This window comes from Acinetobacter sp. NRRL B-65365, from assembly GCF_001605865.1.
In the GTDB taxonomy this organism is placed as follows: Bacteria; Pseudomonadota; Gammaproteobacteria; order Pseudomonadales; family Moraxellaceae; genus Acinetobacter; species Acinetobacter vivianii.
Map to the genome: position 1 here is coordinate 65,562 of NZ_LRPD01000045.1, position 17,230 is coordinate 82,791.

Genomic DNA, 17,230 nt, shown 5'->3' on the forward strand with positions numbered 1-17,230 from the left:
TGCCAACTTTTTAAAATACAACTTCAAAAACAGCATAAATAATTGTTTTATATTAATTATAATTAAAGGCATTCTCCTAAAAATGCATTCTATTTTATTGCTATATTCATAAAAATAAGAAATGAACTGTTTTATAGCAGCATTGAAACCGCCTCAAAAAAACTCTTTTTCCGCACCAAAAATGCGCATATTTATTTTGTGTTGGCTGGTCACATCTTTTTCATTTTTCTTTCTATCAATCGCAGTACACTAATCTCTATGAAGCATCTGGCCATGAATGCAGATCGAGATTTAACCCCTCATTGACTGGCATTAAATTTGCTTCAAAACAATCGTCTCTATCCTATACCGCACATGACCTTAGATGTGCTTTGACTTAGCGTTTGACCTTTATACTTATGCCGAAACTCAAGATCGCTCTTATTGATGACGACCAGGCTCGGGCTGAATACCTAAAAGCATGCTTGATTGAACATGACTTTGATGTGGTGGCTTGTTTTACGCTGGATCACTTCAATCTATTTAAACTCGAACACCTCCAAGCAGATGTGATTCTGCTGGATATGGATCATCCACATCGTGATGTAATCGAGAGTTGTGTCAGCAACTTTGATCTACCAACTGTCCTATTTACCAAAAATGCAGATAAGGACACCATTAAACAAACCATTGAAGCGGGTATTACCGCCTATATCGTCGATGGTATTGACCCAAGCCGCTTACATACCATTCTCGATATTTCCATTGAGCAATATAAGAAACATAAAAAGCTGGAAGGTGATCTCAAAGATGCCAAGACCAAACTGGCAGATCGTAAAGATATTGAAAAGGCCAAAGTGTTGCTGATGCAATTACATGGGTTGACCGAAGATACCGCCTTTCAACTGCTCAGAAAAAATGCCATGAGCCATCGCATGACCATTGGAGAAATGGCGCGGCGCCTACTCGATGCTCAACAACTGTTAAACAATCAATTAAAGGATGAGTAAATGGTTCATTCTATCGTATTAGAAAAAACGGACTTACAACTGGGCTATATTCCTTTACTCGACTGTGTTGCACTGCTTTGGGCCAAACAGCGTGGTTTTTTTGCCGAAAATGGATTAAATGTTCAACTGATCAAAGAGGCGTCTTGGGCAAGTTTACGAGACCGTTTGGCTTTTGGTCTGCTGGATGCTGCCCATTGCTTATCTGCCATGCTTCCTGCTGCGGCTATAGGCGCTGATCAGATTGGTATTCCGCTGCAAACACCCTTAGTGCTAAGTGAAAATCGTGCCTTTATTAGCATCAGCCAAAAATTATGCTATCAACTGAATATTGATTGCCAAGATTCGGCTGAGTCCTCTGCCCATAACGTCGTTGAATATATCCAGAATAACCATCCTTTATCTCTCGCTCATGTATTTCAGCATTCAATTCATCATTATTGCTTAAGAGAATGGCTGGCCTTGGCCAGTCCTGAATTAGCACAATCTATTCAGTTAAAAACATTACCACCACCCTATATGGTTGAAGCCATCAGCAATCACCTGATTGATGGATTTTGTGTGGGCGAACCGTGGAATACACAAGCTGAAATTCAGGGCCTGAGCCATATCGTCTGCTCCAGTCAACAAATCATTCCTAATGTTGCAGATAAAGTGCTTGCCGTAACACAAGACTGGGCCAAACAGCACCCCAATACACTCATTGCACTGAGCCGTGCGATTCTGAAAGCACAACAGGAATTACGAGAATTGCAAGACTTTACGCAGGTATGGCAAATGCTGATGGACTTTGATGTGATTCAATTTCCATGTTCAGCAGAGATTCACGTCGAGAAATATTTTAGTATTCAGAAGATTATTCGGAACTTCGTACAAAATAGTGCTGAACCCAAAGCAGAAGATTTTGAATGGCTATTTCAACAAATGTATAAATGGAATGATGTGACGTCAGAAAAAACCACCTATCTTGAGCAAGCACAGCACTGTATCTTGGGCTCGATTTATCAAGCTGCCAAAGAAAGTTAAATCTTGGACAAAAAAAAGCTGTCTTGAAGTACCAAGACAGCATTGAAAGACCCATAAAAGATTACGCCAATCAGATGTAATCTTTTAAGTGATTGTTATCATATTGAAGTCATGCATATCTTTTTCGGACATTTTTATGTCATTAACTGCCATCCAGAATCAGGGATTTCATCATTTTTGCCAATGGCAACAACAAGCAGAGTGTTCAATCCATAAGCAGCACAATAGGTCTCTATATCGTACCTACCCACGAAATGAGAATACTCAGATGAAGGGAGAAGAATTTAAGCCTGATCATTTGCTACAGCCGATTAAAACGAGAACAAAAACCAAGATTAAAAAACATAAAATCAATAGTTTACAATAAAAAATATAGATTCCATTATTCAGGTTTTCAAACACTAGTTTCCACGATACATTGATCGACAAGTCATGTAAAAACAAACAGGCTTCGGCAAGATTGACTGCTGAGTTACACAAATCCCATGAACGAATTGGGGCAATTCAGTTTAAAATATAAAAAAACGAAAATACGCTGAAATTTGTCATATTTTAACATTGCCAATTCCTTGCAAAGTTTTCATTATATGCACCATGCTTGGTATGCAACTTTCTTCATCAATTAAAAGAATTTATAAAAAAATTGCAGAAATTTATGCCATAATAAGCAAACTTTGCAGACATCTTGCAAAAAATATTTGCAGTTTTAGAATTGGAGCAGGCTGAATGAGCTCAACCATTTTGGTGATTCACGGACCGAATTTGAACTTGCTAGGAAAGCGCGAACCAGAAGTTTATGGTTATCTCACTTTAGATGATATTAACCAGCAACTCACCGCTCAGGCTAAACACGCATCACTTACACTAGATACTTTTCAAAGCAATTGGGAAGGTGCGATTGTCGATCGCATTCATCAGGCACAAGCTGAAGGGGTAAAATTTATCATTATCAACCCTGCTGCCCTGACTCATACATCAGTTGCTTTACGCGATGCCCTTCTCGGCGTTGCCATTCCATTTATTGAGGTTCATTTGTCAAATGTTCACGCCCGTGAAGCATTTCGTCATCACTCATATTTATCAGATAAGGCCATTGGCGTGATTTGTGGCTTAGGTGCAAAGGGTTATTCCTTTGCACTCGATTACGCTATCGAAAAAATTCAATCTTCTAACTAATTTTAAACACATTAGGAATGCTCACTCATGGATATCCGTAAAATCAAGAAGCTCATCGACTTGATGATTGAATCTGACTTACAAGCGATTGAAGTTAAGGAAGGTGACCAGTCCATCTCATTAACTCGTCCTACTCCTGTTTATGCAGCAGCACCTGTTGCGGCAGCGCCAGCAGCTTCTGCTCCAGCGGCTCCAGCAGCTAAAACACCACGTGGTGCAGTTGAAACATCTCCAATGGTTGGTGTGTTCTATGCAGCACAAAGCCCGGGTGAAGCACCATTTGTAAATGTAGGTCAAACAGTTTCTGCGGGTGAAACACTTGGTATCATCGAAGCGATGAAAATCATGAACCCGATCGAAGCAACAAAGAGCGGTGTTATTGAAGAAATCTTAGTGAAAAATGGTGAAGTGATCCAATTCGGTCAACCACTTTTCCGCTACCGTGCTTAATTTGTTTGGGGATTCCGATGTTGCAAAAAGTATTAATTGCAAACCGTGGTGAAATCGCTTTACGAATTACTCGGGCTTGTAAAACTCTTGGCATTAAAACAGTTGGTATCTACTCAGATGCTGACAAAGACTTGATGCATTTACGCTTCGTTGATGAAGCTGTATGTATTGGGCCAGGTACCACAAGTGAAAGCTATTTAAATATTCCTGCGATTATTACTGCTGCAGAAATTACAGGTGCAGATGCAATCCATCCTGGTTATGGCTTCTTGTCTGAAAATGCTGAATTTGCTGAAATTGTAGAAAGCTCAGGTTTCATTTTCATTGGCCCTCGCCCTGAACATATCCGCCTCATGGGAAATAAGGTTTCTGCCATTATTGCCATGAAAAAGTCAGGTGTTCCAACCGTACCGGGTTGTGACCATGCAGTTACGATTCACAATGCACTTGCTGAAGCCAAAGAAATTGGCTTCCCGTTGATCGTAAAAGCTGCCGCAGGTGGTGGTGGTCGTGGTATGCGTATTGTAGAACGTGTCGACACCCTACTTGAATCTGTTCAGGCTGCACAGCGTGATGCTGAAATGTGGTTCGGTGATGACACCGTATATATGGAACGTTTCTTACAGAAACCTCGCCATGTCGAAGTTCAGGTTCTTGGTGATGGTAACGGCCATGCGATTCACTTATATGATCGTGACTGTTCTCTACAACGTCGCCATCAAAAAGTGTTAGAAGAAGCACCTGCACCAAACTTACCTGAACAAGCACGTGCTGATATTCTGGAGGCGTGTGTCAATGCATGTAAATTGATGCAATATCGTGGCGCGGGAACATTTGAGTTCTTGTTTGAAGATGGCGAATTCTTCTTTATTGAAATGAATACACGTGTTCAGGTTGAACATCCTGTGACTGAGATGGTGACAGGCGTCGACATTATTGAACAGCAACTTCGCATTGCTGCTGGTTTAGGCCTAGAGCTTGAACAGGAGCAAATCGAAGTTAAAGGTCATGCGATTGAATGTCGTATCAATGCCGAAGACCCAACTACATTCCTGCCTTCACCAGGCAAGATTGAAAGTTTCTATGCACCAGGAGGTGCGGGTATTCGTCTAGACTCACATATTTATCAAGGTTATAGCATTCCGCCTTACTATGATTCAATGATTGCAAAATTGATTGCTCATGGTAAAGATCGTGAAACTTCTTTGGCACGTATGCGCCAAGCCTTAGATGAAATGATTTTGACTGGGATTAAAACCAATATTCCATTGCATAAAGATCTTATCCTGCAAGATAAGAACTTCTGTGAACAGGCAATGGATATTCATTACCTAGAAAAGCATTTGCTTAAACAGCTTGAACCGCAAGCTGAAAAAGCCTAAATAAAAAAGCCTCTTCAATAAGAGGCTTTTTTATATCTACCGATTCATTAAGGTAAGACACGACGCAAGGTAGCAAAACATTTATCGCCCTTCTCGCTGGCACAGAAATCAATGGTGTGATCGTTTGACCATTTCACAAAATACTGAGAAACCTCGCCTGTTTGATCCTGAGCCTGACCAGAACAATCTTTTTCATTATTGTCATACTTGATCTGTAAGATCAGCGCAGGTAAACGCTCTTTATGATCTTCAGAAGGTTGATAATCATATAAACCGTAAGACCATTCCTGTCCGCTTTTAATCACCACATCGCTGGAACCACGAAAATTATAGTACTCAACACATTTTTTATTATTTGGAATTTCCATTCCCCATAAACCCATAATTTCAGGGCGTGTTGTTACACGAATCGCATTCGCTTTAGCCACTTGCTGAGGCGTTGGCGCTGCCTTGTTATTTACGACCGTCTCTGCCATAGTCCATGTTGAGCAAGCCCATAATAATCCAATAATATAAATATTTTTCATAGATTTAATTAAGTCGTCATCTAAAACGGTGCATGCGCTTAAATTAGCATATTTTTTGATAAAAACACGCATTCATAACCATATAAACACAATATTTTTAGCACGTAATTTAATTGATTGTTCTGTTATTTTTTTCGGGTATTCTATTTCGCAACTTAGATTTATTTTTACTTTATAACAATTTAGCTTTAGGGATAAAAGCCATGAAATTTTCAGAATATGTGCAATACGATGGTCTTGGATTAGCTCACTTAGTTAACACAAAACAAATCCTTCCTTCCGAATTACTAGACATTGCATTACAACGCACTCAACAGGTCAACCCCAAGCTCAATGCGATCATTATTCCCATGTATGAACAGGCAAAACAACGCGCAAGCCAACAACGTTCTGGCACATTTGCAGGTGTTCCCTTCTTGGTAAAGGATCTGTTTCAGGAATACCAAGGCATTCCGACCTCCTATGGTAGCCGTGCACTTAAAAACCGCAATTACATCCCTGATTTTAATGCTGAAATTGTCAATCGCTGGGAAAATACCGGTATTGTCACTTTTGGCCGTACCAATACGCCAGAGTTTGGCATTAAAGGTATTACCGAACCTAAGGCATGGGGTGCATGCCATAACCCGTGGAATTTAAAACATAATAGTGGTGGTTCTTCAGGCGGTTCAGCATCTGCGGTAGCGGCAGGCCTTGTCCCGATTGCCGGTGCTGGTGATGGCGGCGGTTCCATCCGTATCCCTGCTTCTTATTGCGGTCTATTTGGCTTAAAGCCTAGTCGTGGACGCACGCCGTGGGGGCCACAATTCAGTGAAGCCATGCATGGCGCAGCAATGCAGCATGTTTTAAGCAAAACTGTGCGTGATAGTGCAGCCATGCTTGATGCCGAGCAAGGCCCAGAACAAACTTCACTCTTTAGAATTGAAGCGCCAGCACAAAAATACAGTGATATCATTCAACAAACACCTAAAAAGCTCAGAATCGCGTTTAACACCCAATCCCCGATTGGCACCAAAGTGTCTAAAGATGCGATTCAAGCAGTGCAACACACTGCAAAACTGCTGGAATCATTGGGTCATATTGTGGTGGAAGATCACCCAAAAATTGATGGTTTGGCATTGGCAAAAGACTTCGTAACCACATGGTTTAGCCAGTTCTCTTATATGCAGGCACAAATCAAACAACAATATGGGGCAACCGATCAGGACTTTGAACTGGATTCCATTGCATTGGCGGCTTTTGGGGCAAAAACCACGGCAACAGAATATATTCACACTCTGGATAATTGGGGCGTGTATAGCACCCAGATGAACATCTTCTTTGAACAATATGACCTGTATCTCACTCCAAGCACAGCATCGGTTGCACCCAAGAATGGTGAAGTTGCCACGCCAACGTGGCAGAAACCCATCTTAAAAGGCTTGTTAAAACTTGGTAAAGCCCACTATCTCGCACAAGGGAAACTGGTCGAAAAAATGGTACAAGACAACTTGAGCTGGGTTCCCTTTACCCAGTTAGCCAATGTTACTGGCTTACCAGCCATGTCGGTGCCGCTGTACTGGAATCAACAAGGCCTGCCGCTTGGCAGTCAGTTTATCGCGCCGTTTGGACGTGAAGATCGCTTACTTCAACTGGCAACCCAGCTCGAACAAGCACAACCGTGGATGCCTCAATATCAAAACATCCAACTCTAATTTAGCTTTTGGCTGCTGTTTCAATGTGATTCGGCAGCCAGAACACCAGTAATAGTCCCAGCAACACCACTACACTTGCACAGAAAAAGATGGTCATACCTGAAAGCATCTGCCAGTAATGCCCTGCCAACAAACTTCCAGAAGCAACGCCTAAGCCCCACATGGTGCTATACAGCGCTTGTCCACGTCCCTGTTGCTCTGCCGAGAAGTTCTGAAAAATCACTTTCATGGCAATTAGATGGAACAACCCAAAACTAAATGCATGCAGGCATTGGGTCAGCAATTGTCCGATATAATTTGTCTCCAACATCCCCACTAGCCACCAGCGAAGACTGGTCAGCAGTAGACAAATCACCACCAGTGTCCGCCAAGAAAAGCGAGTGAAAAATACTTTTTGCGCGACTGCAAACATGACAATCTCGGCGATAACACCCATCGCCCACAAACTGCCAATTTGTGTAGTACTGAAACCAATTTCTTTGAGGAAATTACTATAGAAACTATAAAATGGCGCCAGTGAAAACAATAAAATAAATTCAATGCTAAAGAATGCAGCAACAATAGGTTTTTTCAGAACAGGCCATAGCGGTTGTAATTTTTTTTGTGAGCTTGGTGCATGCTCAGGCTCTTTAATACTAAATGACCATAGAAAAGCAAGAAATGAAATCGCTAAAAGTAAAACTGGCAACATCGCAATTGGAATAATCTCCAATAATGCGCCAATCAAAAACACTCCGACAATAAAACCGACCGAACCCCACTTACGCACTTTGCCATACAGTTCAGCCCGTTTTTCACCCAGCCAAAATAATGTCACCCCTTCAAATTGAGCCAGAATAGCATTCTGGAAGAAGCTAAAAATCAGCATCAGCAAAGCAACCGATTGAAAGCTGTTTGGAATCACAAATATTGCAAACCAGATACAGGCTTCCATCCATGTGGCAATGCGCACTAGTAGCATGCGCTTGCCGGACTTATCGGCGATCCAGCCCCAGATGAGTGGCGCAAAAAAACGGGTAATAATCGCAATTGAAGAAAGAATACCAATCTCTTGATAGTTGAAACCCTGATCTTGTAGATACAGGTTCCAATAAGGCATGAATGTACCAACGATGGAATAGTAGAAAAAGTAAAAACCACCTAAGCGCGTCTGGATATTCAGAGATTGAAACAATTCAAAACCTTAAGATTTATTACTTGATATATGAGTGAATCTTATCTTATTTAAAAATTTAATTCGTGCTCAATAATCACGGAGACTCTATTTTTTAGATATCGCCAATAAAAAAGGGCTGAATAACTCAGCCCTTCTATTCACATCATTTATTCAAAACTTATGCATCTGTATTCAATGCCACACTATGTTGCGTATTTCTTAACTTTCGCTGTTTAAGAAAATAAGCCAGCATCAAACATAGAATCCACGCAGGAATCATCATCACGGCAATACGCATATCAGGTGTTAATGACATGACCACCAAGATTCCCAGCATAAAGATCATGCAGAGATAATTACTAAATGGATAAGCAATACTTGGGAATTTGGTTGTTACGCCTTCTGCTTGCATGGCTTTACGGAACTTGAGATGTGTCCAGGAAATCACCACCCAGTTAATAACAATCGCAGCAACCACCAGCATCATCAATAAACCAAACGCTTTTTCAGGAAATGCATAGTTCAACAACACACACAAAACCGTCACGAAAGCTGAAAGATATACCGCATTGGTTGGAATACCACGCTTATTGATATGCTTGAGGAATTTCGGTGCATTGCCTTGTTGGGCCAAACCTAACAACATACGGCTACTGCAATAACTCGTACCGTTATATACCGATACTGCCGCAGTCAAAATCACAAAGTTAAGTAAAGTCGCTACACCTTGACTGTCCAGTGAAGCAAATACCATCACGAACGGACTACCACCTGCTGCCATTTGATTCCAAGGGAATAATGCAAACAGAATGAAAAGTGTCGCAATATAGAAAATCAGAATACGGTAAATAATCTGGTTCACTGCTTTTGGTAGAGTTTTATCTGGCTCACGTGCTTCGGCTGCGGTAATACCAAATAATTCAATGCCACCAAATGCAAAGATGATCACCGCCATTGCCATGACTAAACCTTCAACACCAAATGGGAAAAATCCACCCAATGCCCAAAGGTTACTGATGCTCGCCTGTGGCCCTGCTGTACCTGTTGCAAGTAAATATGAACCAAAGGCAATCATGGCGAGGATAGCCAAAATTTTGACGATGGAAAACCAGAACTCCATTTCGCCAAAAAACTTTACATGTAACAGGTTGATACCGTTAATTAAAATAAAGAAAGCCAGTGCTGAAACCCATGTCGGTATTTCAGGCCACCAATACTGAATATAGAGACCAATTGCACTCAACTCTGCCATACACACCAGAACATTGAGTACCCAATAGTTCCAGCCCGACATAAAGCCTGCAAATGAGCCCCAGTATTTATAGGCAAAATGACTGAATGAACCACTCACCGGCTCTTGTACCACCATTTCACCTAACTGACGCATCATTAAAAATGCAATCAGTCCTGCAATCGCATAACCCAATATGACCGAGGGGCCTGCCAACTTGATTGATTGGGAAATCCCGAGAAACAGACCTGTACCAATTGCACCACCTAGCGCGATAAGCTGGATGTGCCGATTGCTTAGACCATGTTTCAGGTTTCCTTGCTCCTGTTTTGACATATGATTATTCTCGTCCTTGTAGCGTAATTTTTTTGTCTAAAATTACGTATATCATAAATTAATCACCAATGCCTACCTCTAATCAAAAAATATTTGATTTACTTTTCAGATAACCGCGCATATAAACAGAAAATTCAATAAATAACAAATATTATGAATAATGTAATTAAATTATGTATTGCGTAATTAATTATTTTCAGTATGATAGAAATCATAAAGTCGATATTTCTTGCTTGAGCCAAGACAACTCAATGGATAAGACGAAAAATATGTATCGTTTTTTCAAAAGCTTGAACATAGCAAGATAAAAATTTAAACGTTTTTCACAGAATGAGAGACAAGGAAGGTACAACATGGTGCAACAATTAAACTCTTTTCTTGAGATTGATCCACAATCAGATTTCACAATTCATAATTTGCCTTACGGAATCTTTAGCGAAACAGCACAAGGTGATAAACGTGTAGGTGTTGCGATTGGCGACTGGGTACTCGATCTTGCAGCATTAGAAGCGCATGGCGTGTTACACAGCAACGTCCCAAACTGTTTTAATCAAACAACGTTAAATAAATTTATTGAAACAGGTAAGCAAAACTGGCAAGCCGTTCGTAAAACCTTGCAAAGCCTATTGTCTGCTGAAAACCCTGCATTACGCGATAACGCAGACTTACGCCAGAAAGCATTATTGAAACAAGAGGCCGTTACGCTACATTTACCAGTACATGTACCGGGCTATACCGATTTCTACTCATCTAAAGAACATGCGACCAATGTTGGTACCATGTTTAGAGATCCGAAAAATGCCTTGTTGCCAAACTGGAGTGAACTACCAGTGGGCTATAACGGCCGTGCCAGCTCTGTGATTGTCAGCGGTAAAGATATCGTCCGTCCTTCTGGTCAGATCAAATTACCAAATGAAGAACGTCCTGTTTTTTCAGCGACGCGTAAACTCGACTTTGAACTGGAAACTGCTTTTATTGTAGGTAAAGCCACTGAACTAGGTGAGCCGATTGCGATTGAAAATGCATGGGATCATATCTTTGGTATGGTGTTGCTAAATGACTGGTCTGCGCGTGATATCCAGCAATGGGAATATGTTCCGCTCGGCCCGTTTAATGCCAAGACTTTTGCCAGCGCAATTTCCCCTTGGATCGTTACCATGGAAGCTTTGGAGCCATTTAAACTCAAAGGCCCAGAACAACAGCCACAACCACTCGGCTATTTACAGGAAAATGTTGCAAACAGCTATGACATTCATTTGAGTGTTGAAGTACAAACACCTCAAGCACAACAAGCAGAAGTGATTTGCCAGACCAACTTTAAATATATGTACTGGTCGATGGCGCAACAACTCACCCACCATACCATTGCAGGCTGTAATGTACAGGTTGGCGATCTCATGGGTTCTGGTACGATTTCAGGGCCAACTGAAAACTCTTACGGCAGTTTGCTTGAGCTGACGTGGAATACCACCAAGCCACTTCACCTTTCAAACGGCGAAACACGTGGCTTCCTTGAAGACGGCGACCGTGTTGTCATGAAAGGTTATTGTGAAAAAGATGGTATTCGCGTGGGCTTTGGCGAAGTTGCCAACACCATTTTACCAGCACGTCACTTTAGTTTTAACGAACAAAAGGACGAGCGCTATGAAACTGTATAGTTATTTTCGTAGCTCGGCCGCATACCGTGTCCGTATTGCGCTGAACCTGAAAGAGATTGCCTATGAAACCCAGCCTGTTCATTTGGTCAAAAATGAACAGCAACAGGAACAATATGTTGCGCTGAATCCAAGCCAGCTTGTTCCTACGCTGATTGATCAGGATCAGGCGCTTTCACAGTCACTCAGTATTCTGGAATATCTGGAAGAACAATATCCAGTAAACCCATTGTTACCGAAAGACAGTATTGAACGCGCCAAAGTACGTGCATTTGCTCAGGTTATCGCCTGTGATATTCACCCGCTGGATAATCTGAGAGTGCTGAAATATCTCAAAAATGATCTTGCAGTCAGCGATGAGCAAAAAAATCAATGGTATCAGCACTGGATTATTGAAGGCTTTAAAAGTCTGGAAAAACAGTTGCAGCATTCCAACGGACAATTCTGTTTTGGTGCACAAGCCACGATTGCCGACTGCTGCCTGATTCCACAAGTTTATAACGCAAAGCGCTTCAAAATAGATTTAAGCGCTTTCCCAAAAATTGAATCGATTTATCAACATTGTTTAACCCTTCCAGCATTTTTACATGCTGCACCAGAACAACAACCAGATTGGGAATAGGGATAAAAGGAGTTTTATCATGAGCTTTGCAATTAAAAAAATTCACCACGTGGCCTATCGCTGTAAAGATGCTAAAGAGACTGTGGAATGGTATAAAAAAATGCTCAACATGGATTTCATTCTGGCATTTGCTGAAGACCATGTCCCTTCTACCAAAGCCTTTGATCCTTATATGCATCTATTTCTCGATGCTGGACAAGGCAATGTACTGGCATTTTTTGAATTACCGACCCAACCAGAAATGGGACGTGATGAGAATACCCCACAGTGGGTTCAACATATTGCCTTTGAAGTTGAAGACCAAAATGCATTATTAGCAGCAAAAGCACATCTTGAAGCCAATGATGTCAAAGTATTAGGCGTTACCAATCATGGTATTTTCCATTCAATTTACTTCTTCGATCCAAATGGTCATCGTCTGGAACTGACCTATAACGATGTGCACGCAAATGCCAAAATCTCACGCATTACAGAAGAAATGAAAATGGAAATGCTGGATGAATGGAGCCGTACCAAACGTGCTCCACACCATACTCACTTCTTGCATGAAGATGAGCTAGGAGCATAATTCAGGCTCAAACGCTCGGCATTGGGGTTCTATCGCTTCAATGCCGATTTTTATTGCCTGAATATAAGGCATGTATACGCTTTTTATGGCTTATGCTTATGATACGAATATAGTGTAAGGTGATTAAAAACAATTGTATGCTTATACAATTCACCTATTTAAATCATTTAAAAAGATGATTTCTATTTTAGGTCATGCTCAGGCATTATGTGCTGCATGTAACACTAAATATTGACAGTAAACGCACACAGCTAAATGTATGCAGATTAAGGGTTATTGAATGATTGAAGAAAAGTTATCTGGTGGGGTTCAATCACTTGAGGTCGGTCTAGCCGTACTCAATGCCCTTTTGGAACACAATAAACCGATTATATTAAAAGAATTATCTAGCCGACTGGATATGCATCCTGCCAAAGTTCACCGCTATCTGGTCAGCCTGATCCGCATGAACTATGCAAAACAGCTTGAAGATGGCCAATATGCCTTAGGTGATCAGGCATGGCGTCTGGGTTTAAACTGCATTCAGCATACCGATGTATTACAACTGGTACAGCATCTTATTTACGAATTACAAAACAAGATCGGTTGCGGTATCCAGATCAGTAAATGGTCGCCTAGAGGCCCATTAGTAGTACAATCAATTGAGTCAAACCACCCGATTTCCATCGTCACCAAAGTGGGCTCGGTTATGCCGTTAATCAACTCCGCTGCTGGGCGCGTATTTGCTTCATATATGCCTGAGGCCATCATTAAGCCGCTTATGCTGGCTGAATGGGAAAAAGCGACACAAAACCACTACCCGATCAAACCAAGTAATTGGGATGGGTTCCTTGCGCTTAAACAAACTACACTACAACACGGCATGGCGATTGCACAAGGCGACTTGCTGGTCGGAATCAATGCAGTGGGTTTACCAATTTTTAATGCACATCACTCGATGGAGTTTTGTATTGTTGCACTGGACAGTGAAATGTTCTTCTCGGTGCAGGAAGGCAGTGAAAAATTGGAACTATTTAAACGTGAAGTGGCTGCGATCAACCAGTATATTCAAACTCGTTAATTTTTATTCATCCATAAAAAAGCCAAGAAGTAAACTTCTTGGCTTTTTCGTTTTTTTCAGTTTTAGCTTATTTTGCTTCTAACACACCACGGCGAATCTGGTCACGTTCGATCGACTCAAATAGTGCCTTAAAGTTGCCTTCACCAAAACCGTCATCATCTTTGCGTTGAATAAATTCAAAGAAAACTGGCCCAAGCATGTTTTGAGAGAAAATCTGTAATAACAGTTTTTTCTGACCATCTTTGGTATTGCCATCCAGTAAGATACCGCGTTTTTGCAGTTCTTCAGTTGGCTCGCCATGATCCGGTAAACGGTCTTTCAACATTTCATAATAAGTTTCAGGTGGCGCGGTCATAAACTGCATACCCATACCTTTTAACTTATCCCATGTTGAAAGCAGATCATCGGTAATAAAGGCAATATGTTGAATACCTTCACCATTAAAGTCCGCCAAGAACTCGGCAATTTGACCATTGCCCTTGTCTGAATCTTCATTTAATGGAATACGAATCATGCCATCGGGTGCAGTCAACGCTTTCGAAGTCAAACCTGTATATTCGCCTTTAATGTCGAAGTAACGAATTTCCTGAAAATTAAAGATTTTTTCATAGAAGTTCGCCCAATATTCCATACGTCCTTTATAAACGTTGTGGGTTAAATGGTCGATTTCGTTTAAGCCCGCACCTTTTGGATTACGCTCGACATCATCAAAGAAAACAAAGTCATTTTCATAAATATCACGATCTACCAGGAAAATTGGCATTCCACCAATTCCTTTAATCGCAGGAATATTCAATTCCATTGGGCCAGCTTGCGAGTACATCGGCTCTGCGCCCAGTTCGATTGCATTTTTAAATGCCTTCGCTGCATCACGGGTTCTAAAGCCCATTGCACATGCTGACGGGCCATGTTCTTTAAAGAAGAATGAAGCATAAGATTCTGGCTGGTAATTCAAAATGATATTGATATTACCCTGACGCCATAAATAAACTTTTTTAGATTTATGCTTCGCCACCTTGGTAAAGCCAATTGTTTCAAAGATTTGGTCTAATCCATTTTCCGTCGAAACAAATTCAATAAAAGCAAAACCACATAGTTCTAATGGGTTATCTAAAATGTCCATCTAGTTTCCCTTATTTAGATAAATTCATCCGTTGTTAATGCAAAGTACCGTATTTTGTTTTGGCTAATCTCAGCTCACTCAACAAATCAGCACTTATACGCATTACTTTTAGAAAAGGTCACAGGTGTTTTTATAAGTATGTTAAAAGCATCCGTGTTGAAACCTTTCCTTCCATAAGTAAGCCAATGCAACCATAAAGTATGAACTTTCTTTGCATAGGCCCTCAACCATAAATTCATGCTACAAGAAAGATTAAATTTATGCAATACATAATTAAATTATGTTATGTGTAATTTGCTGGTTTTTTCTTGTCATATATAACGTGTTTTAACTCAATTCGAAGCAGTAGCTACTAGAAGGCAGAATTTAAAAAGAAAAATGCCTCCAACTAAATCAGACATTGGTCTCAAGCTCAAAAAGTCAGCACCTTAGAAGCAGAATATGATTTTGAAGCAAAACAAAGGAGGTAGCGAGATGAGGGAGATAGAAGATGAGAAGCATCCCGACAAGATATTATCGGGATGCGCTTATTTTAAGATGGAAATGCCCAAAGATCTTTGGAATCAACCGTATCCGATAACAATCTAAAAGCAGCAGGCTCCAGATCCTGATCGACTACGACATAACCTTTTTCATTATTTTTTAAGGCTGCACATTTATTTTCAGTGAATTGATAACTTGCAGTATTTGCCAATGAACTCTCACTGATTTTTGCTGTGAAGCTACAGTTTTGATCAAGTGAAATCATTTGTCCTTGAGCTTTTACCTCAACAGGAATCGAACTGCCGTCAGCCAAAGATAAGGTATAGCTTCCCACCAGCTCATTCAAACTTAGCTTTTGATCAGCAATTTTTTCATAATGGGCAAATTCAAGTTTGAGATTTTTATCGCTTTGATTGCTGTGCCATGTTTTAGTTGCTACATCATAATGCATCACAATCTGAGCGCGATCTTGCTCATCATTTAAAACCACCAGCTTGGTGCCATCCGTACCTGAATAGTATTTACCTACTGTAGGTAATTCCTGATCGGTTTCGATACTAACCGAATAAGTACCCACTGCTAATGCAGGAACTGGCTCTGACTTCTCGGCTGGCTGTTCTTGTCGATCATTATTGTCATCATGACAAGCGCTCAAGGCTAAGCCAAGAAGTAATATCCATAAACAACGTTGCATTGGCCTTCCCCTTACTTGAACAGGTTCTTAAGACGGATCTTTAGCCATTCTTGCGCTGCAGGACGATGGTCATAGGCCACTTGCATTGCAGTCACTGCAATCTTGCTTTGTACAACAGCACTTTCATCTGTTGCTTGTGCTGCTGTTGGTGCATTGGAATTAATGCCAAAACCTAAACCGTATTGATTGCCGCCTTTATCATCTTTGCTGACTTTAAAATTAAAGTTATACAAGTCATAGCTACCAATTTTCGAGAACGCGAACGGCGTGCTGGTGCTTAAGTTCTTTGGAAAGTTGACATTCAAGGTAATGCCTTTAGGTAACAAAGCACCCTGACCGGCTTTATTTTGCAGCTCTTTCAATAATACGACTGTCTGTTTTGCCACAATCACGGAATTGGCATTATTTAAAGTCTTATCATCCACCGTATTTGGATCTGCACTTAAGGCAATCGAAGGAATTCCTCGAGCTGCCGAAAACTGTACATTACCAATCGTGCCCGAATGAACCACAACCCGACCAACATTCTGTCCTTCATTTGGCCCTGACAAGACAAGATCAGGTGCTTTGCCCCAGCGCTTATTGGCAACGACATCCAGACCATAAGCAGTTGCCATGACGGGTGTGCCGTGCACATAACTCCAGTCCCCATTGGTATAACCTGCTTTGGTAAAAGCACCTGCTGCTGGTGCGCCAATCGCCGCCGCCCCATTATGGCAACCATTTTCAGCCGCAATCTGCTTATCATTATCCGCCGAAATTACGCTAGCGCTGTACATCACAATTGCCCCACCACGTCCGCTTTGTGGTGAACATGGCACAGATACAGCCACACTATGACCATTGGCTTTTAACTCATCATAAAGCGCTTTGACATTACTGGTTAAGCCATCATCATTGACAATTAAAATATTTAAAGCAAAAGTCTGCGTCGAACATGCAGCTAAAATTAATCCACCCCAAAAACTCTTTTTCATCGTCCTATCACTATTCAAAATATTCGCCAGAAACAATAGTGTTGAAATATGAAAAATTTATGACGTATTCGAGCAAGAGCTTTA

General features: G+C 41.0%; 16 protein-coding genes. 10 read left to right on the forward strand and 6 right to left on the reverse strand.

Going from position 1 to position 17,230, the window contains the following annotated elements:
• Positions 1-398: 398 nt before the first annotated feature.
• The 5 genes from AWW72_RS15270 (at position 399) to accC (ending at position 5,020) form a co-directional block, all read left to right on the forward strand.
• Entirely contained in the window at positions 399-989 is a 591-nt protein-coding gene (locus AWW72_RS15270) for an ANTAR domain-containing response regulator (protein ID WP_062847902.1), read from the forward strand.
• Entirely contained in the window at positions 990-2,012 is a 1,023-nt protein-coding gene (locus AWW72_RS15275; protein WP_062847903.1) for an ABC transporter substrate-binding protein, read from the forward strand.
• Between the two features lie 726 nt (positions 2,013-2,738).
• The gene (gene aroQ / locus AWW72_RS15285) at positions 2,739-3,188 is read left to right on the forward strand and encodes a type II 3-dehydroquinate dehydratase (RefSeq protein ID WP_004771942.1); all 450 of its coding nucleotides are present in this window, start codon (positions 2,739-2,741) and stop codon (positions 3,186-3,188) included.
• A 27-nt stretch (positions 3,189-3,215) separates the two neighbouring features.
• On the forward strand, positions 3,216-3,638 hold the full coding sequence (gene accB / locus AWW72_RS15290; protein ID WP_004771941.1) for an acetyl-CoA carboxylase biotin carboxyl carrier protein: 423 nt from the start codon (positions 3,216-3,218) through the stop codon (positions 3,636-3,638).
• Between the two features lie 17 nt (positions 3,639-3,655).
• The gene (gene accC / locus AWW72_RS15295) at positions 3,656-5,020 is read left to right on the forward strand and encodes an acetyl-CoA carboxylase biotin carboxylase subunit (RefSeq protein ID WP_004771939.1); all 1,365 of its coding nucleotides are present in this window, start codon (positions 3,656-3,658) and stop codon (positions 5,018-5,020) included.
• A 47-nt stretch (positions 5,021-5,067) separates the two neighbouring features.
• Here accC and AWW72_RS15300 read toward each other — a convergent pair whose 3' ends face one another.
• Positions 5,068-5,547, reverse strand: coding sequence for a hypothetical protein (locus tag AWW72_RS15300; RefSeq protein ID WP_032864027.1), 480 nt, complete (start codon positions 5,545-5,547; stop codon positions 5,068-5,070).
• A gap of 203 nt (positions 5,548-5,750) precedes the next feature.
• On the opposite strand from AWW72_RS15300, the gene AWW72_RS15305 reads away from it, so the two are divergent.
• Positions 5,751-7,241: an amidase gene (locus AWW72_RS15305; RefSeq protein WP_062847905.1), complete on the forward strand. Its 1,491-nt coding sequence runs from the start codon at positions 5,751-5,753 to the stop codon at positions 7,239-7,241.
• Position 7,242: 1 nt separating this feature from the next.
• Here the strand turns inward: AWW72_RS15305 and AWW72_RS15310 are convergent, their stop codons facing one another.
• Positions 7,243-8,415, reverse strand: a complete 1,173-nt coding sequence (locus AWW72_RS15310; protein ID WP_200045279.1) for an MFS transporter — start codon at positions 8,413-8,415, stop codon at positions 7,243-7,245.
• A gap of 160 nt (positions 8,416-8,575) precedes the next feature.
• Complete coding sequence (locus tag AWW72_RS15315; protein ID WP_047427053.1) at positions 8,576-9,964, reverse strand: amino acid permease; 1,389 nt, start codon at positions 9,962-9,964, stop codon at positions 8,576-8,578.
• A gap of 353 nt (positions 9,965-10,317) precedes the next feature.
• Here AWW72_RS15315 and fahA point away from each other — a divergent pair, with 353 nt between their 5' ends.
• The 4 genes from fahA (at position 10,318) to AWW72_RS15335 (ending at position 13,869) form a co-directional block, all read left to right on the forward strand.
• Entirely contained in the window at positions 10,318-11,622 is a 1,305-nt protein-coding gene (gene fahA, locus AWW72_RS15320; RefSeq protein WP_062847906.1) for a fumarylacetoacetase, read from the forward strand.
• Positions 11,609-12,241 carry a maleylacetoacetate isomerase gene (maiA, locus tag AWW72_RS15325; RefSeq protein ID WP_062847907.1) on the forward strand — a complete coding sequence of 211 codons (633 nt, stop codon included), beginning with the start codon at positions 11,609-11,611 and terminating at the stop codon, positions 12,239-12,241. The genes fahA and maiA overlap by 14 nt, the downstream gene beginning before the upstream one ends.
• Before the next feature lie 19 nt (positions 12,242-12,260).
• Complete coding sequence (locus AWW72_RS15330) at positions 12,261-12,809, forward strand: VOC family protein (RefSeq protein WP_005257261.1); 549 nt, start codon at positions 12,261-12,263, stop codon at positions 12,807-12,809.
• A gap of 280 nt (positions 12,810-13,089) precedes the next feature.
• On the forward strand, positions 13,090-13,869 hold the full coding sequence (locus tag AWW72_RS15335; RefSeq protein WP_062847908.1) for an IclR family transcriptional regulator: 780 nt from the start codon (positions 13,090-13,092) through the stop codon (positions 13,867-13,869).
• A gap of 67 nt (positions 13,870-13,936) precedes the next feature.
• Here AWW72_RS15335 and hppD read toward each other — a convergent pair whose 3' ends face one another.
• From hppD to AWW72_RS15350, 3 genes are all read right to left on the reverse strand, one after another.
• The gene (gene hppD / locus AWW72_RS15340; RefSeq protein ID WP_004771926.1) at positions 13,937-14,992 is read right to left on the reverse strand and encodes a 4-hydroxyphenylpyruvate dioxygenase; all 1,056 of its coding nucleotides are present in this window, start codon (positions 14,990-14,992) and stop codon (positions 13,937-13,939) included.
• Between the two features lie 532 nt (positions 14,993-15,524).
• The gene (locus tag AWW72_RS15345; RefSeq protein ID WP_062847909.1) at positions 15,525-16,169 is read right to left on the reverse strand and encodes a hypothetical protein; all 645 of its coding nucleotides are present in this window, start codon (positions 16,167-16,169) and stop codon (positions 15,525-15,527) included.
• An 11-nt stretch (positions 16,170-16,180) separates the two neighbouring features.
• A complete protein-coding gene (locus tag AWW72_RS15350) occupies positions 16,181-17,146 on the reverse strand; it encodes a 5'/3'-nucleotidase SurE (protein WP_047427039.1) in 966 nt (321 codons plus the stop codon).
• Between the last annotated feature and the right edge of the window lie 84 nt (positions 17,147-17,230).